Origin of the sequence: Limnobaculum zhutongyuii (assembly GCF_004295645.1) — a bacterium.
GTDB lineage: Bacteria > Pseudomonadota > Gammaproteobacteria > Enterobacterales > Enterobacteriaceae > Limnobaculum > Limnobaculum zhutongyuii.
In genome coordinates, this window is the sequence record NZ_CP034752.1 from 3,542,597 (window position 1) to 3,562,946 (window position 20,350).

The following is a 20,350-nucleotide window of genomic DNA, read 5'->3' on the forward strand; positions in this document are numbered from 1 at the left end:
CCATGTTACTGCCTGTTTTTTATGCCATACCTCACATCAATATCAACGAAATAAATTATCCGCCGTTAACGTCTACCAATAATTATCATCTTTGCTATTTTTATGGCTAATAATTAAATATCAGAAAACAAATAGCGCTGGCCGTTATGGTTAATATTTTTCAATATCTCCTGCAATAAGGTTGCTGTATCTGGCAATTTGAGCGGGATGTTTAGCACTTTATGCTAAGGGATTATTATGTCTGAAGCCCATATTAAGGTAGAATTTATAGTCCGCGCAGAGACGATATCAATGCCAATTCCATCCGAGAACAGGCGCCAGAATCAAACCGATGCTTCATGCATCACTTTGCAGCACAATGACCCGATGACATTTTTACTAGCCTGATTTTTCAGACTATTTTTTGTGATGCCCGGCGTTAATCTGTTTTTTAAATAAATGATGATGACAACGATATATTTGATATGAAGAAACAATCGATTATTACCCTGATGTTTATAATTATTGTTATTGCGTTGGCAATATTATTCCGTGCGCATAACCAATATATTCTGCTGCAGGGGGAAGTAGATGCTCCGGAGGTATTAGTTACCTCTAAAGCCAAAGGTCGCGTGGTCGAACGTTATTTTGAACGCGGTGACGGCGTGAAAGCCGGTCAATTGTTAATGAAGCTGGACAGTCCGGAACTGGATGCTCAGGTCAAATCGCTGGAAGCCGCCAGAGATCAGGCAAAAGCGCGACTGGAAGAGTCAATGCACGGTACCCGGGAAGAGAGTATCCGTAATCTGAAGGCGTCACTGGCACAGGCCGAAGCTGTCTATCAAAATGCAGAAAAGGATTATCGTCGTAATCAGAGCATGGCGCCTAAGGGTTATGTCTCTGCCACCATGTTAGACGCATCACTCAAAGCCCGAGATACCGCATTTCATCAAGTCAATGCCGCCCGTGCGCTGTTAGATGAAGCGCAGCATGGCGATCGTAGTGAACAGAAAGATGCCTTTGTGGCCGCGCTACATCAGGCAGAAGAAAACCTGACGCAAATAAAAGTTCAGCAAGATGACCTGCAGGTTAAAGCGCCGGTAGACGGCGAAATTGGTACCATTCCCGCAGAACAAGGGGAATTACTCAACGCTGCCAGCCCTCTGTTAACCATTATCCGCCTGCCGGATGCTTATTTCGTCTATAACCTGCGTGAAGACATTTTGGCTCATGTACGTAAGGGCGATAAAATCATGTTGCAGGTACCCGCGTTAAAAAATCAGCAGATTGAAGCAGAAGTGCGCTTTATTTCACCAATGGGCGATTTCGCAACCAAACGGGCTACCCGCGCGACCGGCGATTTTGATCTAAAAACTTTCGAAGTGCGGCTCTATCCGGTTAAACCGATTGAAGGGCTGCGTCCGGGGATGAGCGCATTATGGAAATGGGAAGATTAAAAGCTGGCTGGCGCTGCTTTAACCGCTCATTTAACGTAGAAGCCAGGGCCGGTTCCCGCAGTATTGTGCTCCACTGGTTAACGTGGATCTTTCCTCTGCTGCTGTTTACGGTTATCAGCGCCAACTTCTCCGCCGGAACCATGTTGGATCTACCGGTGGCTGCGGTAGATAACGATCATAGTACCCTGTCCAGAAGAATCATTCGCGATCTGGATGCAGGCTCCCATGCGCAAATAACCCAGTATAACGACCTGCAACAGGCGCTGTTGGACCTGCGTTCGGCTAAGATTTACGCGCTATTGTACATTCCTCATAATTTTGAAGCGGATGTATTGGCTGCCCGCCAACCCACTCCGGCGCTTTACTATAATGGCCTGTATTATGGTGCTGGTCTTTATTCTACTCAGGACTTTCCCGGTCTGACCGCAGAGTTAAATCAAACCTATTCGCAAATTATTGCAACGGCAATTGGTCGTCCGCTACCGCCACTGGCGCAGGTTAGTCTTTCTTATGAAAGCCTGTTTAACGCCAGCGGCAACTTTATTTACTACCAGCTATTTGCCGCAACCATCCATATTCTCCAGCTGTTTGTGGTCACCTGCACTATCTATGTTTTAAGCCGACGTAAAGTACTACTTAATGCCCGTCCTTTCAGTCTGGCGTTGATAGGTAAGCTGGCACCCTACACCATTATCTACACCCTATTATTGATGGTTGAGCTTGCCGCACTGGTCACCTATTCCGGTGCCCGAATAAATGGTAATCCACTGTTTATGCTGGCTATTGGGTTTTTCTATATTATGGCGGCGCAAAGCATTGGCCTACTGCTGTTTACTTTCACCAAAGATATTATTACTGCCTATACCTTAATCGGTTTACTGGTGGGTATTGCCATGACCTATTCCGGTACCGCAGTGCCGGAACTGTCCATGCCGCTTATTGCTCAGATCATTGCCAACATAGAACCGCTGACCCATGCTCTGTACGCTCTGTTTGATGTGTTCTTACGCGGGGTTCCTGCATCATCACTGGTGTATGTCTGTGTATTGCTACTGGTTTATCCACTAATCACTGCTTTTTTGGTAAGAAAACGCTTACCTAAGCGCCTGCAGGGTGGGGATATTCGATAATGATGAAAGGCTATTTCCGCGGTTTTATGATGATCATGAACCGCATGCTGGAAAAACCCATGTGGATGCTGTTGCTCTTTTCACTGTGCATTATGAGCCTGGTCTACGTTAACCATTCGGTTTGGGATCTGCCGGTAGCCGTGGTCGATCTGGACCACAGTTCAGCCAGCCGTATGGTCACCCGCAGTCTGGATGCCAGCTCCAAAATTGCGGTACGCAGTTACAGCAACGTTGACGAGGCTCAGCAAGATTTGGCAGCCCGTAAGCTATTTGCCGTGGTCGTGCTGCCACACAATATGGAAAAACGCATCCTGCATGGAGAGAATGTAACGATTCCTGCCTATGGTGATGCGACTAACCGGCTGGCTAACGGCCAGATAGAGCAGGATGTGATTAGCGCCTATCGTTCCATGACCCTCTCTTATAACAGCGAGATCCTGATGAACAACGGGTTTAGCCCGATTCAGATTCAGCGCATTCTCTCGCCGATCAATGCCCAGAGTATCGATTTATTTAATCCCGGTATCAGCTTTGCAGCTATCACCTTCCCAGGCCTGATGGTCATGCTGTTACAGCACACGCTGCTCATTGCCGGTACACGCACCAGCATTGTGTTGCATACCCTGCCGCAGGGAAAACCACCATTACCGGTCTATCTGGGCTGCCTGTCGGCGCTTATCCCTATCTGGTTATTTCTATCGGTAATACTCTTTGTGGTCTGGCCGATGCTGTTAGGTTATCGGCAGACCGCCACCATACCCGAAATTTTGTTGCTTACCTTCCCGTTCATCCTGGCAACCTTAGGCTTTGCCAAACTGATCACTGAATGCTTACGTAGCGTTGAGCTGATTTACCTGACGTTAGCCATGGTCACTACGCCGGTATTCTATATTTCCGGCACTATCTGGCCGCTGCAGTTGATGCCAAAATGGGTGTGGTTTATTACCCATCTTCTGCCATCGACCTGGGCAACCAATGCCATTGCCAGTGTGAATCAGATGGGGCTTTCCATTACGGAAGTGGGAGGTGACGTCGTGATGCTATTAGTATTAGGTGCCAGCTACGCCACGCTGGGCTGGTTGGTGGGTGCGCTGAGAGATGGTCACCTGCGACGCTTTATTACCCACATGAGACATCGTTCGCACAAAAAATCGTAATTCTGGTTAGAGTGAAGTGCTTCAGCCAACGCTGGAGCACTTCAAATTAGGTTTAATCTACTTTATAGCTTTCAAATTAAGTACCGCCGGATCTTGCTCATCTACCGATACGGTTACGCTATGTTGGGAATCCTGACCAATATAAGGTTGGGCTGCCACCAGCATGTACGGGAACATATAGCGTAAGTCGCCGTTATCATTATTACTGACAATCAGCACATCCCACAGCGGTTTTACCGTTTTATCTTTATGGTAAATGCCAGCATCAATAGACTGTATACGGATCAGTTTCCTGTACACAATCGACTGATAAACCATAGGTTCATAAGCCGGATATCCCAACATTGGATAAGGATAATAACCAAATCGTGAGCCGTAGAACGGCCCAACCCGAGGGTAGACTGGCGTGTTCACAATCTCAGTATGAACCTGCGGTTCACTGACCCGATAGCTCAGGGAAATCAACACTTCCGCATCCTGCTGATTCTTCACCTGCACATAACCTTGCTGATTCAACACCACGGCTACCTGACGGGCATACTCTGCAAAGTTCAGGTCATCATTAACCGGCTGATAGCGGTCGGAGACAATGGCAAACTTTTTATACTGAGTTGTCGCATCTTTCGCTTTAATCGCACTGACCTGAACGTATTCCGTATGAGCGCAGCCCGAAAGCACGCCAACCAATAACAGGGTAAAGACCATTTTCCAGTTCATAGACAGGCTCCCGACAGATAGATGACTAAAACGTCTTTGTTAATTATGACAACAAAATGGGGAAATGAATCATCGTCTTTATAAATAGATGATGAAATATTAACCAGATGTTCTCATACTTTGCTACAGAACAAACCTTGTAGACTGATTTGCTACAATTCATAATGCAACACCGCATCAGGTCTGACGGCACTTCTCTTTCAGGTGCCACATCACATACATATTAAGGTTATCGAATAATGGAAAGACGCAATTTTCTTAAAAGTGCAGCTATCTTATCAACAGCGGGACTGATTACGCCGATGATGGCCACTACCACCACGGCAACGCCCTCAACAGAGCAGTGCGCCAGTGAAGGTCGCCGTCGTTTTACTATGACTCAAACCTATAATGTGATTGCTCCGGAAGGGTCTGAGGGGGTAGTAAAAGTCTGGATCCCGGTGCCGGAAGATACCCACTTTCAACAATTGCGTAAAATAACCTTTAAAGGCAACTATAAAGACGCCTGGATCACCGCAGATAACAGCTACGGCGCGAAAACCCTGTTTGCTACCTGGCCTGATGCCAAAAGCAAAATGGAGATGGCCGTCGAGATGGATATCGAAACCCTCGACTGGGAGCCGATGAAAAATGGCGATCTGAAAACCTATCGTGCACCAAAAGATATTCGTTACCCGGTGGATGTTGAACACTATCTGAAGTCCACCAAGCACATGCCAACTACCGGCATTGTTAAGCAAACTTCCGATAAAATCGTCGGCTCTGAAACCGATCCACTGAAAAAGGCCCATCTGATCTATCTGTGGGTTAGCGCCAATATGTTCCGTGATAACAGCGTGATTGGTTGCGGTACCGGTGATGTGGCAACCATTCTGGAAAGCGGTAAGTTGGGCGGTAAATGTACCGACATCAACTCCGTATTCGTTGCTCTGGCCCGCGCTGCTGGCATTCCCGCCCGCGAAATGTTTGGTATTCGCTTAGGTAAATCCATCAAACTGGATAAATATTCTAAAACTGCTTTTGGCAGCGCTGATGAAAGCGGCATAGCTAAAATCAGCGGTGGTCAACACTGTCGCGCGATGTTCTACCTGGCAGGATATGGCTGGTTACCGGCAGATCCGGCAGACGTCACCAAAATGCGCCTGACGGAGAAAAAAGAACACAGCGATCCTGCGGTACAGGCTGTAAACGACTATTTGTTTGGCAACTGGGAGATGAACTGGGTCGGCTTTAACTACGGCCGCGACTTCGATCTGTCTCCGGAAGCAGAACAGGCTCCGATTAATAACTTCGGCTATCCATATGCGGAAGTCGATGGCGATCCGTTAAACTACTATGAGCCAAAAATCTTTGCTTATGACTACCAGTCAAAAGAGCAACGCTAAGGGTTTTCTGGCCACGCTGGCGGCGGCTATCGCGGCTGCCGTGGCCTCAAGCCTGTGTTGTATCGGACCACTCATTTATCTGGTATTTGGCGTTTCCGCTGCCGGACTGTCGGGTATTGAAAAGTTGGGCTGGTTACAGTTCCCGATGATTGCCGTTTCAAGCGTGCTAATCATCATGGGATTCTGGCGACTCTACTTCTCACGAAAACCATTTTGCAGAGGTTCCATCAGTCGCTTTCAGATGCTTTGTCTGTACTGGATTGCCGTCCCTATCGTACTGGCTTTTCAGCTTTATCCCTTTGTTTTACCGTGGTTACTGGAGGTATTGGAATGAAACGCTTAATGTTTCTGGCCCTGTTTCTGTTTTCCCCTTTGATTTGGGCCGAGAATGTTCAGGTGACCATTGATGTAAAAGGCATGACCTGCCCGCTTTGCGTCTCTTCGGTTAATCAGGCGTTGCGTAAAACTGACGGGGTGATTAAAGCGAAAGCCTCGCTGAAAACCCAGCAGGCCGAAGTGATTGTACCGGAAGGGTTTAATACCGATGAACTGCTGAAATCCGTTGATAAAACCGGTTACAAAGGCAGCATCAATAAGGTGGTTAAGCAGTCCTGATCGGCTTTCATGATTCGCCGCTATTCTCCTCAGAATGGCGGCTTTTTTGTTATTTTTATACCGCTACGTTCTGTTTTTCTTTGCTTATCCGACGATTTTTTATTCGTTTGATACCCAAATTGCCTGTTTTCTCTCCATCCCCACACAATGGGGCTGTCATGCCAATTCCCTTCGAAAATTATGGTCTACACTTTAGCTTATCGGAGAGCTTTTACGTTTCCCTTTCCGTCATTTCCGAGGTGGTGAGACCCGGATAATTCATCTTTTATTAAGACATAAACAAAAAGCAGGCGAGCAATGAAAAATACAAACGATCCATCGGCTAAGCGCCGCAAATGGAGTGTGCTATGGATATTAATCATAGGCATTATTCTGGGTGCGGTTTTATTGGGCGGCTCTGCATATGTGATGCATAAAACCAGCGATACCGCATTCTGCGTATCCTGTCATACCATGCAGCAGCCACTGGCAGAATATCAGGGCAGCGTACACTTTCAGAATACCAAAGGTATTCGGGCTGAATGTTCTGACTGCCACGTTCCTCATCAACCGGTCGATTACCTACTGACCAAAGTTGCAGCCTTAAAAGATGTTTACGGTGAAATGACCGGAAAGATCGATACGCCAGAAAAATACAACGCCCATAAACTGGAAATGGCCCAAAAGGTCTGGAAAGAGTTTGAAGCCAACAACTCTGCCACCTGCCGTTCCTGCCATAGTTTTGATGCCATGGATATCGTTGCTCAAACGCCGGAAGCCCGGATACAACATCCGGTCGCCATTAAAGAGGGACAAACCTGTATCAGCTGTCATAAAGGGGTTGCCCATATCCTGCCGGATATGAGTTCTCTTGCTGCTGCCGGTGCGTCCGAGCTGTCTGACGCTGCGGCAAAAACGCCGGAAAGCGCCACTAAGCTCTATACCATTGGTACCCAACCTTTCTACTTACAACCTGGCGAACAGCATAATGCCGGTAACCTGATGCCTTCCACCGAAGTGACCGTAGTCAAGCGCGATGGGGATCGCGTACTGGTTAACGTCACCGGCTGGCAGCAGGATGGGGTAAACGAAGTGCTGTATGCCGCAGAAGGTAAACGCATCCTCAGCGTACTGCTGGGTGATGAAGCCCGCGGCACGCTGAAAACACAAAGCACCGTAACCGATCCGGAAACCGGTTTGGTATGGCATCAGGCGGCCATTCAGGTATGGGTCGCTAAAAACCAGCTGATCGACGATCAGGAAAAAATCTGGCAATACGCTTCAACCATGATGTCCACCAACTGTACCGGCTGCCACGGTTTAACCGCTCTTGACCGCTTTAACGCCAACCAGTGGATTGGTGTGGTTAAAGGGATGGCACCGAGAACCTCTCTGACTGAGGAGCAATTACGCCTGTTGACTCAATACGTTCAGAAACACGCCAGCGATATGCAAAGCGCTCAACCTGCTAAATCTTAAGGAATAAAAGAAATGAAAAAATATGATTCTGAAGATCGCCGCATTGATGAGCTGTCCGTGTTTGAACAACAACCGCTGAAACTAAGCCGCCGCCGCTTTTTACTGGGTACCAGTGCTATGGCGGCAGTACCACTGCTGAGTGGCCTGTGGCCGAAATCGGCGCTGGCAGAAGCTATCAGCCAGGCATTGCCGCAATTTGTGGCTTTGCGTCAGGCGCAAAAAGGCATCCTGACCGCCGCCCACTGGGGGGCATTTGAAGCCATCGTAGAAAACGACAAGATGGTTGCTGTTCAGTCTGTGGGGGATGATCCCTATCCTAATGAGCTGATTACTATGGCTCCTTATCAGGTTCATGCCAAAAACCGTATCAAATATCCAATGGTACGTAAAAGCTGGCTGGAACATGGTCCGGGGAGCCATCCTGAACTGCGTGGCAATGATGAATGGGTACGGGTTAGCTGGGACAAAGCCCTGGATTTAGTCAGCGGACAAATTACCCGCCTGCAAAAAGAGTTTGGTCCCCAGTCGATCTATGCCGGTTCCTACGGCTGGAAAAGCGTCGGCATGCTCCACAACTCCCGAACCTTACTGCAGCGCCTGATGAACCTGAGCGGCGGTTTCCTTGGCTATGCAGGTGACTACTCAACCGGTGCAGCGCAGGTGATCATGACTCACGTGGTGGGTTCTATGGAAGTGTATGAACAGCAGACCGCCTGGCCAAACGTGATTGAAAACACCCAGTTGGTTGTGATGTGGGGCTGTAACCCAATGGTGACCCTGAAGAACAGCTGGAACGTGCCGGACCACTACGGTCAAACCGGATTTGAAGCGCTGAAAAAGAAAGGCACCCGTATTATCAGCATCGATCCGGTGCATAACGACAGCGCGAAATTCGTTAACGCCGAATGGATTGCACCTCATCCTTATACCGATAGCGCCATGCTATTGGGTATTGCCCATACGCTGCTGACGGAAAAACTGCACAACCCGGACTTTATTAAAACCTATACCGTTGGTTTCGATAAGTTTGAACAGTATCTGATGGGCAAAACCGACGGTGAAGAAAAAACGGCCGAATGGGCTGAAGCAATTTGCGGTATTAAAGCGGATACCTTACGTCAGTTAGCCCGTGATATGGCTAAAAATCGCACCATGATTATGGGTGGCTGGGGTATACAGCGCCAGCATCATGGGGAGCAACCACACTGGATGCTGGTTACCGTGGCCTCTATGTTGGGGCAGATTGGCCTGCCGGGTGGCGGTTTTGGCTTTAGCTATCACTACTCTTCTGGCGGTAGTCCAACGGCCAAAGGCGGTATTGTCGCAGGTATCTCAGCGGGTAATGCACCGAAAAATTCACCAACTCCGATTCCGGTAGCGCGTATTGCCGAGTGCTTAACCAGCCCGGGTAAAACCGTTGATTTTAACGGCAATAAAGTGACCTATCCGGATGTTAAAATGATCTATGTTTCTGGCGGGAATCCATTCCACCAGCATCAGGATACCAACAACCTGCGTAAAGCATACAGCCATGCAGAAACGGTTGTAGTAAATGAACCATACTGGACAGCCACCGCAAAACACGCGGATATCGTCTTGCCGGTAACCACCAGCTATGAGCGTAATGATTTGGAGATGGGGGGCGACTACTCTCAACTTTATGTATTCCCTATGCATCAATGCGTTCCGCCACAGTTCGAAGCGCGCAATGACTTCGATATTTTTGCTGGTTTAGCCGACCGTCTGGGGGTACACGATGCCTTTACCGAAGGCAAAGATGAAACCCAATGGCTGAAAGGCATGTATGACGATATGAAACTGCAGGCCCGTAACGCTCGCGTTGCCCTGCCGCCGTTTGATATGTTCTGGGCATCAAACAACTATGTGCGTTTCCCGGTACCGGAAGCCAATACCCAATGGGTACGGTTTGCTGATTTCCGCGAAAACCCACTGTTGAACCCTTTGGGTACTCCATCAGGTAAGATCGAGATCTTCTCGGATACCATCGCCAAAATGAATTATGCCGACTGTAAAGGTTATCCAAGCTGGATGCCGCCGCACGAATGGTATAAAGCCGAGATTGCGGAGAAATACCCGCTATCCCTGAATACCGCTCACGCCACCAACCGGCTGCACTCCCAGTTGGATAATACCCCGCTGCGTGAGAAGCATGCGGTAGCCGATCGGGAAGCCATCCTGATTAACCCACAGGATGCAGAAAAACGCGGCATCAAAAATGGCGATCTGGTGCGGGCATTTAACGATCGTGGGCAAATTCTGGTGGGGGCTATCGTCAGCGAAGATATTCGCAGTGGCGTAGTGCGTATCAGTGAAGGCGCCTGGTTTGATCCGGCGGATCCTGCCGAAGATAAATCCTTATGTAAAAACGGTAACGTTAACTGTCTGACTTTTGATATTGGTTCGTCCAGTCTGGCGCAGGGTAACTGCGGCCAAATGGCTCAGTTGGAAATTGAGAAATATACCGGACCGATGCTTAAAAATACCGCTCATGATGTGCCGATGGGGGCGTAGTTGGATGCGGGTTTACTAAGCCTGTTATAGGGAAACACCGGGGAAACCCGGTGTTTTTTTATCTCAATGCAGGGAGAATTAGCCGCTCTCTTAATACATTGTTGGATGAGGTATATCTAACGTCTGAACAATGTGACCAATATTTTTCGTAAACTGGCGTCCCCACAACAATCGCATTTGCTAATGTCTTCCACAGACTCTAAGCATCCACTAACAATATCGCAGCCCTGTTCATATTTGTTCGGTTTATTCTTCTCTTCCGTACACTTTTTCATATTTGAAGAGTATTGCAGGTTAGCCTGACGGCAACGCATAAACTGACGCGGCATAGCGTTGAACAACGCTAATACACCATAACGTTGCACAACTTTTAGCGCATAACCCGAGCAGGAGTCTCTACCGGTCACATAGCGATAGGCACAACAAAAACCCTTATGGGGTGAAATTCGCTGTTGGTAAAACTTAATCAATCCTGTCGCTATTTGCCTGGCTAACATGAAATCCTGCTCCTTCCCTGAAGTCATTTTCTGTGAATAGAAACATAATATAAAACAAAAGGATGTGATACCTAAAATTTCAATCTGTGCGTTAAAATTTAATTATGGCCAGATAACCTCTGGCCATTTGCATAACATAATCACTCAGGGTTTAATCTGCTGGTTTATCTCCCCTTCCGCGCTATAAAACATTCGGAATAATGCCTCCATCTTTTCATGCAGAATAAACTGCAAAGACTCCTTTACCGATGCCTCATCAATTTTAAGCACCGCACTGGCCAGCGCCAGGCACTGTTCCGCCAGTTCCAGCGGATCGTTGGGGGCCGAATCGATAAGGTTAAGCATGATAGAGCCCTCCCACTTCTGCATAATCGACTGAAATAGAGGATCGTTTTTCCGATCCGGATCTGAAACTGGATCGAGGGTGAGGTATAAATTCAGGGTGAGTTTGGGTATGCTTCTCAATAGCCATAATTGTTACCTTGTATAACGTTGTGGTCAGAGACCCCGTATGTGTTCCTAGCACTGCGGGGTTTCGCTTTTTAAGCCAACCCATAAAAAGCGGTTAACAAACACACGGTATATTTGTAGCGTAAACCGGTCAATATGCTTATGGCTCAATATGTTGAATTATGGGGATGGTTCGCAGAAGTTTGAGAATGGAGGGAGGGGTTTGCAGAGAATGAGTTAAAAACCACTCAATGATGACTTTGTTTACCAATTCTTTCTGTTGTTGATGTTAAAACCTATTATTGATGAAAATTTTTCTTATCATCTGATTAATCTGTTCAAACTCTTTGGCGTCATTTTACTCCTGACGATAGTTACTTAAATTTATTATCACTCACGTGGCCCATCCCTGTATCCATTGTGTTTTAACTGGTAGCAACCCCCTCACTTTTTTCATAACTATCTGTATTTTAATGAATAAACCTGTGTTATACGTTTTTCAGCTTAAATAAAAACCACAGGGACAGGTTATGGCAACAAAACGAATAGCCGTTATTGGTGACAGAACGACAACGGGTGGAGTCATTATCACCGGTGCAGATAGCTGTTTTGGCGATGGGCGACAGGTTGCCCGTATGGGAGACCGAGCGACCTGCCCTAAATGTAATACTGTCGGCACCATTATTCAGGGATTAGGAACCTTTAATATACATGGCAAAGGAGCGGCCTTAGATGGTTATCTGATTGCTTGTGGCTGCCCTGCCAGAACGAATCGAATTATCGCTAATCTGAGCATGATGTTTGCAGATGATGAGCAGGATTATGTGCCAGGATCATCATCCAGCAGCGTTCAATCTGCATCATTTTCTGACTCCACACCTCAACTAAATAAAAGCCTGAGCGAAGAAAAAGAAACAGCCAAAGTTTTTGCTAAATCCTGCCTGCAGGATGATGGTTGCACTGATGCCGGTACTGAATCTGAACCATCAACTAACTTTGGCACGATGCTGCTATATGGCGCAGCGTCATTAATTTCCTCTGAATCAGAAGCAAATCATCCCTCTTTTTTGCATTACTATCCTGACTCAAATACATCTCATGCAACTTATGGAGCGGCACCGGTTCCGGTTGTAGTCCCTACTCCTGCTGGCCCAATGATGGCTATGCAGCTAATGCCTGTTGCTACTTACTCCAGCCCATCAGTCACCATTCCAAATATGTTAACCTCTGTTCGCAATCAGATGGTTGTTAATATGCTAATGGCGCTGAAATACAGTGGAATGGGAATATTTATTACTAACCCTGATAAGGATCTCACCCAATACACTCGTAGTGAATTAGGCCAAATAGCTAAACAGCAGGGAACGGTAAAAACCCGGGTAAGATTTGCATGGAAGGAAACTGACAGCAATCATGCTCAGGTATACGGTATCCATATTGAAGAAGGTAACCCGCTGGAGAATGTTCGGGTTCGCTATATGGATTGGGATCGCACTGAAACACGTTATCAGTTTACGGAAGCTGGCGAAACCAAACCTACCATTATCTGGACTCCCGTTAGACCTGAAGGCAGTGATATTCCAACTAATATTGGTTATCCCTCTCCTGAAAACGGCGAGTTTAATCAGGCTACCATCCTCACTTTTCCAATTCATGAGTTAGGCAAAGCGGATACGACTGAACATTACCCTGCTTTAGAAGAAAAAGATTTTAATGACTATATTCTGGTGTTCCCACCGGATTCGGGGATGCCGCCGATTTATGTCATGTTTAGTAATTTTTTTCGGGGGGATGATAATTATAAAGGTGGTCCGATTGGTCTACCGAAAGAAGGCGAAATTACTGCTCGGGATATTATCAATCACTTAAGTGAAAAAGGTGATGGAAGACTTACCTCTTTTTCAGGAAAAAAGACAAGCTCTACTGACAGCCGAGGTGCTGACTATTTTACTCGTAAAGGACGTATTGTAAAAGTATCATCAATAGATCTTGAGCAACTTCAATCAAATGGAGTTATTGAAATAATTACTAAAGAAAAAGCTAAAAGTATTATTGAATCAAGCTCAAATAAAAGAACTAGCGGTAGTGACTATTCTGTTTATTACACTATGGAAAAGAACAATGAAATATTAATTCATGGGCAAATACCTGCTAAATACATAAAAAATACAAAGTGAGTTGAAATATGAAAGAACTAAAAGTACAAATCGTTTCTGCTGGTAATACCGCCGCCCCTTGTTTTTATGCTATTGAGTCCAAAGGCTATAAAGTAAAGATATCTTCATGCTTAAGACAAGTTCCTTATAAAAGAATTAGTTATCAATATGACGCCTATAAAAAGGATGAATTTTTTAGTGCTTCATCTCCTGAAGAATTACTTGGTCTAATACATATGTGGGAAATAAGAGGAGATAGCTGGAGAGTAAGTAAAAGCGAGGCTCATAAATATGGCGAATACGTTGATAACTCTCCATTATATGATGAAGATGGTAATCTTCTGAAAGATGATTAACTTTTATGGAAGAAGTAAAAACTCAAATGGCAGCAGCCTCAAATACAACAGGCCCTGTTTCTTCACGATAAAAGATAAAGAGCATCATATTGATGATGAATATGAAGATTAGAATTGCAGGCAATACCGCTTCACCCTGTTACTTTGCAATTAAAGCCAAAGGCTATCAAGTAGAAATTTTTTCATACCTTGAATCAGAAAAAGAGAATGAGTGGTCATTTGATTACAATGCAACTAAAGATGACCTGTTTTTTAGTGCCACTTCCCCCGAAGAATTATTAGGATTAATTAGCATGTGGGAGACTAGAGGTGATAACTGGCGAGCCAATGAAAAAGAAGCGGATGAATATTGGGATATTACCTGCAACATACCAATGTATGACCGAGATGGTAACCTTATTGAGAATAAATAACTTTTATGCACAAACTAAAAGTACAAATCGTTTCTGCTGGTAATACCGCCGCTCCTTGTTTTTATGCTATTGAATCCAAAGGCTATGAAATAAGGATTACATCTTGTCTTTGGACTGAACCATATGAAAAAGTTGTTTATCAATATGATGCCACTAAAGAGGATGAATTCTTTAGTGCCTCCTCTCCAGAAGAACTCTTAGGTTTAATACATATGTGGGAAATGAGAGGAGATAACTGGAGAGTTCATAAAAATGAAGCTCATGAATTTAATAAAAAAGTCAGAAATGCACCGCTATTTGATGAAGACGGAAAACTCATTGAATAATCAATCTTCTCTTAATCAAACGTCTTTCAAACAGGTGTTTTAACATGCACTCATTCAAAGTAAATATAGCCACATCAGATAATACTAAAGCCCCCTGCTTCTCTGCTTTAAAAGCAAAGGGCTATGAAGTGAAAATAACACTGTTCATCCTGGAAGAAAAAGATAACGCTCGTTATTACATGTATGAAGCGATAAAAAAGGGTCAACTATTTACAGCAGATTCTCCGGAAGAACTATTAGGGTTAATCACCATGTGGGAGACGCGAGGCGATGTTTGGCGCATAACCAAAGATGAAGCCAGAGAATATGATGAGATTGAAGAGCAAGCAACAATATACGACTCAACAAGATAGCGAAAGGAGAACTAAATGGAAGAGTTAGATGTAAAAATAGGTACCGCAGGTAATACAAGGCTTCCATGTTTTGCTGTTATAAAGTCAAAAGGTTACCAGATATCTATTACTCAATTTGTATCTCATCTGGATCAAGGTGTTAACCTTTGTTATCAATATGATGCTGTAAAAAACGATAGGCTATTCAGCGGAAACTCTCCTGAAGAGTTATTGGGAATTATTACCATGTGGGAAATGAGAGGCGATAACTGGCGGGCAACATGGAATGAAAAAAAGGAGTATGAACAAGCCTATTACAATGCCCCACATTTTATCGAGTCCAATGAAGCCTTTTATGATGAAGACGGAAACCTAATAGAAGATGACTAGCTTTTATAGAAGGAATGAAGAATGAGTCCATATGAGGAATTATAGAAAACTAATATGATTAATTTTAACCTTCAAAAAATCAGCGAAGTAAACACAGGGCTGATTTTCGAGTTTGCATCTCTAACTTCCAACGGTAATGTAAATAATCAATCATCATTATATATGACGGAAGATGCTTTTGGACTCATAGAAGAATTTGTATATCAAAGAGTTAATGAATACAAAAACCATGGTCACTGGGGAAGCACTCCCGTTAATAAACAGGAATGGGGTCTTCTTAAAGATGATATAAATCACTTAATAGTTACCATCAGAGAATCTTTTGAGTTGGGGGTATCTATCAAATATTCTATTTGGATTTAAATTCATTCAAAAAGATACACTTAATGATATCAGATTAAACTATATAAATTATAAGAATGATATTTTAGTTATGTTAGAAAAATTGATAGTTTGGATTAATCAGCAAATGATAAATCATGGTGGAATAATCATTATTGGCATTTGATACCTGTCTTAATAAATTATTTCACTCTTATATTATTAACAAGAAGAGTAGCTATGAAAGAAATAAAAGTGCAAATTTTAACCGCAGAAAATACAAAAGGAGCTTGTTTTTTGCTATGAGATCAAAAGAAAATGAAGATTAGAATCGCAGGAAATACTGCCTCCCCTTGTTACTTTGCCATAAAGTCAAAAGGGTATGAAATAGAGGTTTATTCCTATCTCGAATCAAAAGAAAACGAAGAATGGCTGGATTATTACAACGCTAAAAAGGATGATCTCTTCTTCAGTGCCACTTCCCCCGAAGAACTATTAGGCCTAATCTGTATGTGGGAAATACGTGGAGATAACTGGCGAGCGACAAAAGAAGAAGCCGTTATTTACAGAGAAGTCAGATACAGTGCCCCTACTTATGATGAAGACGGCAATCTGCTCGAAGATAACTAACTTTCCATACGCAACCTAAAGAAACACTGAATAATTTACATAAACAAGCTCACAGGCAAACGCAAAAAATAATAGTAGCCCATATCAACTCCACGTTATTAAATATCCCCAAAACCACCACACGGAAGTCCCCAATGAACAATCAGGAAAAACCCATCCGTAATAAACGCTATATCATAGAAACCCTATTACTTACCCTGATTGGGCTACCGGTTCTGATTCAGGTCGCCAGCATCGCAATCGGCATGCTAATTCCAAATTTTCTGGTTGCTATCGTTCTTGCGTCACTGGTTATCTTTCCGGTCGGATTTTGGTGGGCGCGGAAAAAGAATTTACCAACCAGCTTTCTGCCTCGTTATCTGCCGGTATTAGCGCCGTTAATATACTGTTTATTAACCTGGGCTATCGTAACGGCTCTCAGCAAAGGCGACTTTACCCACTCATCGTTTGGCGATCTGATGGGTCTGTTTATCCCTTTTATGGCAACAAACATTATTGCTTTTTTCACCGGAAGCTTATGGATACTGCTTCTGACGCCTGTGGTTTGCTATATCAGCTTTGCTTTAGGCCTTGCCGTTGGAGCCAAAAGATCGGGGAGTGTCGTTACCAACTACCGGGGGCGATTACCTACTCTGATTTTAAGTGGAATTTTGCTGATTATTATCGCCTTTCAGGGTTATCAACGTGAAACCCATTTAGTCACAGAAAATCGCGAACTTACCGTTAACGAAACCATCAGTCTGTGGGACTATGCGCCTTTTAAAACCGAAGATAACCGACTGACGCCGCTCTCTTCACCAGCCACAATATCCATCGACAAAGACTGGCCGCGAATGGATGGCGCCACTGCCGCCTATCCGGTTTACGCCTCAGCCGTTCAGGCGCTGTATAAAGGACTGGATGAGAACTCAGTGACCCCTTATATCCACAGCCGCCGTACTCCGGAGGCTTACAACGCCCTGATTGCCGGTGAGACTGACTTAATTTTTGTTGCCCAACCTTCAGAACAGCAAAAGAAACTGGCAGCCGATAATGGCCTGACACTAACCATGGTCCCCTTTGCGCGGGAAGCTTTCGTATTTATCACTCATAAAGATAACCCCGTGAAGAATCTATCCGTTGAGCAAATACGTGAGATCTATTCCGGTCAGATAACTAACTGGCAGGCGGTCGGTGGCCAAAATACCAATATCATTCCCTATCAACGGCCTGAAGGTTCCGGTAGTCAAACCACCATGCTGGCGAAAGTGATGCAAGATACAGCCATGCGCGAACCGTTAGAATCAGAAATGGCGCAAGGAATGGGCGGTATTATTCGTCGGGTGGCCAATTACCAGAACACCAGCAATGCCCTCGGTTATTCATTTCGTTATTATGCCAGCCAAATGAATCATAATGATCGGCTACAACTATTATCGGTTAACGGTATTGCCCCAACGGCTGAAAATATTCGTAATGGCAGTTATCCGTTTAGCGTTAATGTTTATATGGTGACTGCCCGTCAGCCTACTGCAAATACTCAAAAACTGATGGACTGGTTCCTTAGTCCACAAGGGCAAAAGCTAATAGAGGATGTTGGATATATAGCCATCGGTGCAACTCACTAATTCAGAGTGGTGCTATCGAATCAAAACAATGGAGGTTATTTAAATGAGCTATACCGTCGAATTAATCTGCGTTCCACTACCCGATTCAGACAAACAAGCTTGGGAGAAAATCTTTCAGCTCAGAGAAGAGTATTATGATGATAAAAGAGAAAAGGCCCCAGCCCTTCTGGAACTGCATAAAGTATTAACTGCGCGCTACCCCTGCTTATGTGATTGCAGTGATGATGAAGTTGATGATTGTCCGTGGGCTGACGGGCCGATGATCAATAATTTCAGTCATGAAATGGGAATGCTGGCCATTTCGTTCTCACGAGTTGAGGAGGTTGTCCCTTTTATCATTGAAACGGCGCTTGCACTCAATATCATCGTTGCTGATGCTCAAAGCGACGAAATACATCGGGTTTTACCGCTCAAGAAACCTACCAAAAAACCCTGGTATCAATTTTGGTAATGCTTAAATATAAAACCGGCAATTTGCCGGTTTTTTTTATTCACGGTGTTATTTAGCTGGAGCAGAGACAGGAGCAACGGCATCAGGTGCTGGTTGAACATTGGAAGCAAAGGTAAATCTTTTATATTGATTTTGGAAAGCCTGCTTGGCTTCTTTGCTGGTCATTTTTTTCTCTAAAACCTGCACCTTATACTTGTTAGCTGTAGCCATAATATTAATGGTTCCACTACCCTGACTGACCTTCTCATCCGCATCAACCAGTGAATTCATGCAATCGACATATCCGACAAAAGCATCAGCACTTGGATTCACGGTATCGCATCGCATATGGTACTTTGTCAGAATTGAGTATTTAGATGCACACCCTGCTACAGCCAGCACGATCAATGCTAAAAGAGATAATTTTTTCATTGTAATTCCTTGATATCCATTCCTATAAATAACATCGCTAATATGAGTTAATTTATTGTTTTAATTAAATAAGCTTCAAGTAAATTTTGCGTAAATACCCTGCTATATTAAATTCATTTAACTTATTATCAAGAACAACCTGAAAAGAAAAAGGCACCTTATTTTAGATAAAGTGCCTTTATAAAAGATATTGGAGTCGGCCGTTAAGCCGGGTTCTGTCGTGGACAGTCATTCATCTAGGCCAGCAATCGCTCACTGGCTCAAGCAGCCTACCCGGGTTCAGTACGGGCCGTACCATGTGAACCCCTATTTGGCCTTGCTCCGGGTGGAGTTTACCGTGCCACGAACTGTTGCCAGCCGCGCGGTGCGCTCTTACCGCACCCTTTCACCCTTACCTGATCCCACTTACGTGGGCCATCGGCGGTTTGCTCTCTGTTGCACTGGTCGTAGGCTCGCGCCTCCCAGGCGTTACCTGGCACCCTGCCCTATGGAGCCCGGACTTTCCTCCCTTCCACCCGTCTCCCCAAAGGGACTACGGTGAAACGGCGACTGTCTGGCCGACTCCGGCGCGGAGTATACCCGTGATAGCCACAATAAGCCAGAACGCAAACCAACACAGACCAGGCAAACTCTGTTGGTGACGATCAAAAACTACTCGTCTTCCTTTTCGCCCTGCTGTTGATCCAGCGCGTAGCGATACAGGGCATTTTTCTTTACGCCATGAATTTCAGCCGCCAGTACCGCTGCTTTTTTTAAGGGTAATTCTTTTTGTAACAGCGCTAATGTACGCAACGACTCCGCCGAAAGCTCACTCTCATTCTCTGCTTTATAGCCTTCAACAATTAATACCATCTCACCTTTGCGGCGCACTTCATCTTCTTTCACCCAAGCCAACAATTCACCCACCGGTGCGCCATTAATATTTTCCCAGGTTTTGGTTAATTCTCGCGCCAGTACCACATAACGCTGTGGCCCCCAAACGGTGATCATGTCCTGCAGGCTATCCAGCAGGCGGTGTGTCGACTCGTAGAAGATCAACGTTCTGGGTTCAGTCTCTAAATCACGCAGCACATCGCAACGTGCTTTAGTTTTAGCCGGTAAAAAACCTTCATAACAAAAACGATCGGAAGGAAGACCCGCCGCCGACATCGCCGTAATCGCCGCGCAAGCCCCTGGTAACGGGATAACACGTATATTTTCTTCCCGACAACGACGCACCAAATGGTAACCCGGATCGTTAATTAATGGGGTACCTGCATCAGAAACAAGCGCTATACTGTGTCCATCTTTCAATTTTGTGATTAAAATGTCTGCCTTAGATTGCTCATTGTGATCGTGCAGTGCAAAAAGTTGTGCATTAATGGCAAAATGCTGTAATAGCAGACCAGTATGTCGGGTATCCTCTGCCGCAATAAGGGAGACACTACCCAGTACATCTAGCGCTCTTTGAGTAATATCGCCAAGGTTACCGATGGGAGTGGGCACCACGTAAAGGGTCGAGGGTAGAATAGCGACTTGATTGTGTTGACTCATGGTTTCATCCGGGTGGCCGTTTAATATTAACGATCTAAAGATTATCA

Annotated in this window: 23 protein-coding genes and 1 other RNA gene; 18 read left to right on the top strand and 6 right to left on the bottom strand. The window is 45.1% G+C overall.

Going from position 1 to position 20,350, the window contains the following annotated elements:
* Positions 1-464: 464 nt before the first annotated feature.
* The 3 genes from EKN56_RS15775 to EKN56_RS15785 are packed head-to-tail and all read left to right on the top strand — an operon-like array spanning position 465 to position 3,723.
* The gene (locus EKN56_RS15775; protein ID WP_130592665.1) at positions 465-1,436 is read left to right on the top strand and encodes an HlyD family secretion protein; all 972 of its coding nucleotides are present in this window, start codon (positions 465-467) and stop codon (positions 1,434-1,436) included.
* Positions 1,418-2,566 (top strand): ABC transporter permease, encoded by a 1,149-nt coding sequence (locus tag EKN56_RS15780; RefSeq protein ID WP_130592666.1) that lies wholly within the window; start codon positions 1,418-1,420, stop codon positions 2,564-2,566. The genes EKN56_RS15775 and EKN56_RS15780 overlap by 19 nt, the downstream gene beginning before the upstream one ends.
* A gap of 2 nt (positions 2,567-2,568) precedes the next feature.
* Positions 2,569-3,723, top strand: coding sequence for an ABC transporter permease (locus EKN56_RS15785; protein WP_130593738.1), 1,155 nt, complete (start codon positions 2,569-2,571; stop codon positions 3,721-3,723).
* Positions 3,724-3,780: 57 nt separating this feature from the next.
* Here EKN56_RS15785 and EKN56_RS15790 read toward each other — a convergent pair whose 3' ends face one another.
* Complete coding sequence (locus EKN56_RS15790) at positions 3,781-4,440, bottom strand: DUF4136 domain-containing protein (protein ID WP_130592667.1); 660 nt, start codon at positions 4,438-4,440, stop codon at positions 3,781-3,783.
* Between the two features lie 239 nt (positions 4,441-4,679).
* On the opposite strand from EKN56_RS15790, the gene EKN56_RS15795 reads away from it, so the two are divergent.
* From EKN56_RS15795 to torA, 5 genes are all read left to right on the top strand, one after another.
* The gene (locus EKN56_RS15795; RefSeq protein ID WP_130592668.1) at positions 4,680-5,825 is read left to right on the top strand and encodes a transglutaminase-like domain-containing protein; all 1,146 of its coding nucleotides are present in this window, start codon (positions 4,680-4,682) and stop codon (positions 5,823-5,825) included.
* On the top strand, positions 5,797-6,159 hold the full coding sequence (locus EKN56_RS15800) for a mercuric transporter MerT family protein (protein ID WP_210405309.1): 363 nt from the start codon (positions 5,797-5,799) through the stop codon (positions 6,157-6,159). Before EKN56_RS15795 ends, EKN56_RS15800 begins: the two co-directional genes overlap by 29 nt.
* On the top strand, positions 6,156-6,440 hold the full coding sequence (locus tag EKN56_RS15805) for a heavy-metal-associated domain-containing protein (protein ID WP_130592669.1): 285 nt from the start codon (positions 6,156-6,158) through the stop codon (positions 6,438-6,440). The genes EKN56_RS15800 and EKN56_RS15805 overlap by 4 nt, the downstream gene beginning before the upstream one ends.
* Before the next feature lie 297 nt (positions 6,441-6,737).
* On the top strand, positions 6,738-7,898 hold the full coding sequence (locus tag EKN56_RS15810; protein WP_130592670.1) for a NapC/NirT family cytochrome c: 1,161 nt from the start codon (positions 6,738-6,740) through the stop codon (positions 7,896-7,898).
* A 51-nt stretch (positions 7,899-7,949) separates the two neighbouring features.
* Complete coding sequence (torA, locus tag EKN56_RS15815) at positions 7,950-10,430, top strand: trimethylamine-N-oxide reductase TorA (protein WP_130593740.1); 2,481 nt, start codon at positions 7,950-7,952, stop codon at positions 10,428-10,430.
* 116 nt (positions 10,431-10,546) lie between these two features.
* Here torA and yidD read toward each other — a convergent pair whose 3' ends face one another.
* Positions 10,547-10,927, bottom strand: coding sequence for a membrane protein insertion efficiency factor YidD (gene yidD, locus EKN56_RS15820; protein ID WP_168189672.1), 381 nt, complete (start codon positions 10,925-10,927; stop codon positions 10,547-10,549).
* Positions 10,928-11,071: 144 nt separating this feature from the next.
* Positions 11,072-11,272 carry a hypothetical protein gene (locus EKN56_RS15825; RefSeq protein ID WP_130592672.1) on the bottom strand — a complete coding sequence of 67 codons (201 nt, stop codon included), beginning with the start codon at positions 11,270-11,272 and terminating at the stop codon, positions 11,072-11,074.
* A gap of 635 nt (positions 11,273-11,907) precedes the next feature.
* Here EKN56_RS15825 and EKN56_RS15830 point away from each other — a divergent pair.
* The 10 genes from EKN56_RS15830 to EKN56_RS15875 all read left to right on the top strand — a co-directional run bounded on the left by EKN56_RS15830 (position 11,908) and on the right by EKN56_RS15875 (position 18,359).
* Complete coding sequence (locus EKN56_RS15830; protein WP_130592673.1) at positions 11,908-13,554, top strand: S-type pyocin domain-containing protein; 1,647 nt, start codon at positions 11,908-11,910, stop codon at positions 13,552-13,554.
* A gap of 8 nt (positions 13,555-13,562) precedes the next feature.
* A complete protein-coding gene (locus EKN56_RS15835) occupies positions 13,563-13,889 on the top strand; it encodes a hypothetical protein (RefSeq protein WP_130592674.1) in 327 nt (108 codons plus the stop codon).
* A gap of 92 nt (positions 13,890-13,981) precedes the next feature.
* Complete coding sequence (locus EKN56_RS15840; RefSeq protein WP_130592675.1) at positions 13,982-14,302, top strand: hypothetical protein; 321 nt, start codon at positions 13,982-13,984, stop codon at positions 14,300-14,302.
* 5 nt (positions 14,303-14,307) lie between these two features.
* Positions 14,308-14,628 carry a hypothetical protein gene (locus tag EKN56_RS15845; protein ID WP_130592676.1) on the top strand — a complete coding sequence of 107 codons (321 nt, stop codon included), beginning with the start codon at positions 14,308-14,310 and terminating at the stop codon, positions 14,626-14,628.
* Positions 14,629-14,672: 44 nt separating this feature from the next.
* Positions 14,673-14,981 carry a hypothetical protein gene (locus EKN56_RS15850; protein WP_130592677.1) on the top strand — a complete coding sequence of 103 codons (309 nt, stop codon included), beginning with the start codon at positions 14,673-14,675 and terminating at the stop codon, positions 14,979-14,981.
* A 15-nt stretch (positions 14,982-14,996) separates the two neighbouring features.
* A complete protein-coding gene (locus EKN56_RS15855) occupies positions 14,997-15,350 on the top strand; it encodes a hypothetical protein (RefSeq protein ID WP_130592678.1) in 354 nt (117 codons plus the stop codon).
* 54 nt (positions 15,351-15,404) lie between these two features.
* The gene (locus EKN56_RS15860) at positions 15,405-15,713 is read left to right on the top strand and encodes a hypothetical protein (protein ID WP_130592679.1); all 309 of its coding nucleotides are present in this window, start codon (positions 15,405-15,407) and stop codon (positions 15,711-15,713) included.
* 276 nt (positions 15,714-15,989) lie between these two features.
* Entirely contained in the window at positions 15,990-16,301 is a 312-nt protein-coding gene (locus EKN56_RS15865; RefSeq protein ID WP_130592680.1) for a hypothetical protein, read from the top strand.
* A 134-nt stretch (positions 16,302-16,435) separates the two neighbouring features.
* Positions 16,436-17,908, top strand: coding sequence for a substrate-binding domain-containing protein (locus tag EKN56_RS15870; RefSeq protein WP_130592681.1), 1,473 nt, complete (start codon positions 16,436-16,438; stop codon positions 17,906-17,908).
* A 43-nt stretch (positions 17,909-17,951) separates the two neighbouring features.
* Complete coding sequence (locus EKN56_RS15875) at positions 17,952-18,359, top strand: hypothetical protein (RefSeq protein ID WP_130592682.1); 408 nt, start codon at positions 17,952-17,954, stop codon at positions 18,357-18,359.
* Between the two features lie 48 nt (positions 18,360-18,407).
* Here EKN56_RS15875 and EKN56_RS15880 read toward each other — a convergent pair whose 3' ends face one another.
* The 3 genes from EKN56_RS15880 to rsmI form a co-directional block, all read right to left on the bottom strand.
* Entirely contained in the window at positions 18,408-18,770 is a 363-nt protein-coding gene (locus EKN56_RS15880) for a hypothetical protein (protein WP_130592683.1), read from the bottom strand.
* A gap of 188 nt (positions 18,771-18,958) precedes the next feature.
* An RNA gene (rnpB, locus tag EKN56_RS15885) (RNase P RNA component class A) lies at positions 18,959-19,335 on the bottom strand.
* Positions 19,336-19,421: 86 nt separating this feature from the next.
* Entirely contained in the window at positions 19,422-20,303 is an 882-nt protein-coding gene (gene rsmI, locus EKN56_RS15890) for a 16S rRNA (cytidine(1402)-2'-O)-methyltransferase (protein WP_130592684.1), read from the bottom strand.
* Positions 20,304-20,350: the final 47 nt, after the last annotated feature.

Coding starts and splice junctions, on each gene's coding strand:
- EKN56_RS15850 (WP_130592677.1), top strand. CDS start 14,673: ATGCACTCATTCAAAGTAAATATAGCCACATCAGATAATACTAAAGCC.
- EKN56_RS15780 (WP_130592666.1), top strand. CDS start 1,418: ATGGAAATGGGAAGATTAAAAGCTGGCTGGCGCTGCTTTAACCGCTCA.
- EKN56_RS15795 (WP_130592668.1), top strand. CDS start 4,680: ATGGAAAGACGCAATTTTCTTAAAAGTGCAGCTATCTTATCAACAGCG.
- EKN56_RS15835 (WP_130592674.1), top strand. CDS start 13,563: ATGAAAGAACTAAAAGTACAAATCGTTTCTGCTGGTAATACCGCCGCC.
- EKN56_RS15800 (WP_210405309.1), top strand. CDS start 5,797: ATGACTACCAGTCAAAAGAGCAACGCTAAGGGTTTTCTGGCCACGCTG.
- EKN56_RS15825 (WP_130592672.1), bottom strand. CDS start 11,272: ATGCTTAACCTTATCGATTCGGCCCCCAACGATCCGCTGGAACTGGCG.
- EKN56_RS15865 (WP_130592680.1), top strand. CDS start 15,990: ATGAAGATTAGAATCGCAGGAAATACTGCCTCCCCTTGTTACTTTGCC.
- EKN56_RS15840 (WP_130592675.1), top strand. CDS start 13,982: ATGATGAATATGAAGATTAGAATTGCAGGCAATACCGCTTCACCCTGT.
- EKN56_RS15805 (WP_130592669.1), top strand. CDS start 6,156: ATGAAACGCTTAATGTTTCTGGCCCTGTTTCTGTTTTCCCCTTTGATT.
- yidD (WP_168189672.1), bottom strand. CDS start 10,927: ATGTTAGCCAGGCAAATAGCGACAGGATTGATTAAGTTTTACCAACAG.
- EKN56_RS15870 (WP_130592681.1), top strand. CDS start 16,436: ATGAACAATCAGGAAAAACCCATCCGTAATAAACGCTATATCATAGAA.
- EKN56_RS15875 (WP_130592682.1), top strand. CDS start 17,952: ATGAGCTATACCGTCGAATTAATCTGCGTTCCACTACCCGATTCAGAC.
- EKN56_RS15830 (WP_130592673.1), top strand. CDS start 11,908: ATGGCAACAAAACGAATAGCCGTTATTGGTGACAGAACGACAACGGGT.
- EKN56_RS15845 (WP_130592676.1), top strand. CDS start 14,308: ATGCACAAACTAAAAGTACAAATCGTTTCTGCTGGTAATACCGCCGCT.
- rsmI (WP_130592684.1), bottom strand. CDS start 20,303: ATGAGTCAACACAATCAAGTCGCTATTCTACCCTCGACCCTTTACGTG.
- EKN56_RS15775 (WP_130592665.1), top strand. CDS start 465: ATGAAGAAACAATCGATTATTACCCTGATGTTTATAATTATTGTTATT.
- EKN56_RS15785 (WP_130593738.1), top strand. CDS start 2,569: ATGAAAGGCTATTTCCGCGGTTTTATGATGATCATGAACCGCATGCTG.
- EKN56_RS15855 (WP_130592678.1), top strand. CDS start 14,997: ATGGAAGAGTTAGATGTAAAAATAGGTACCGCAGGTAATACAAGGCTT.
- EKN56_RS15880 (WP_130592683.1), bottom strand. CDS start 18,770: ATGAAAAAATTATCTCTTTTAGCATTGATCGTGCTGGCTGTAGCAGGG.
- EKN56_RS15810 (WP_130592670.1), top strand. CDS start 6,738: ATGAAAAATACAAACGATCCATCGGCTAAGCGCCGCAAATGGAGTGTG.
- EKN56_RS15790 (WP_130592667.1), bottom strand. CDS start 4,440: ATGAACTGGAAAATGGTCTTTACCCTGTTATTGGTTGGCGTGCTTTCG.
- EKN56_RS15860 (WP_130592679.1), top strand. CDS start 15,405: ATGATTAATTTTAACCTTCAAAAAATCAGCGAAGTAAACACAGGGCTG.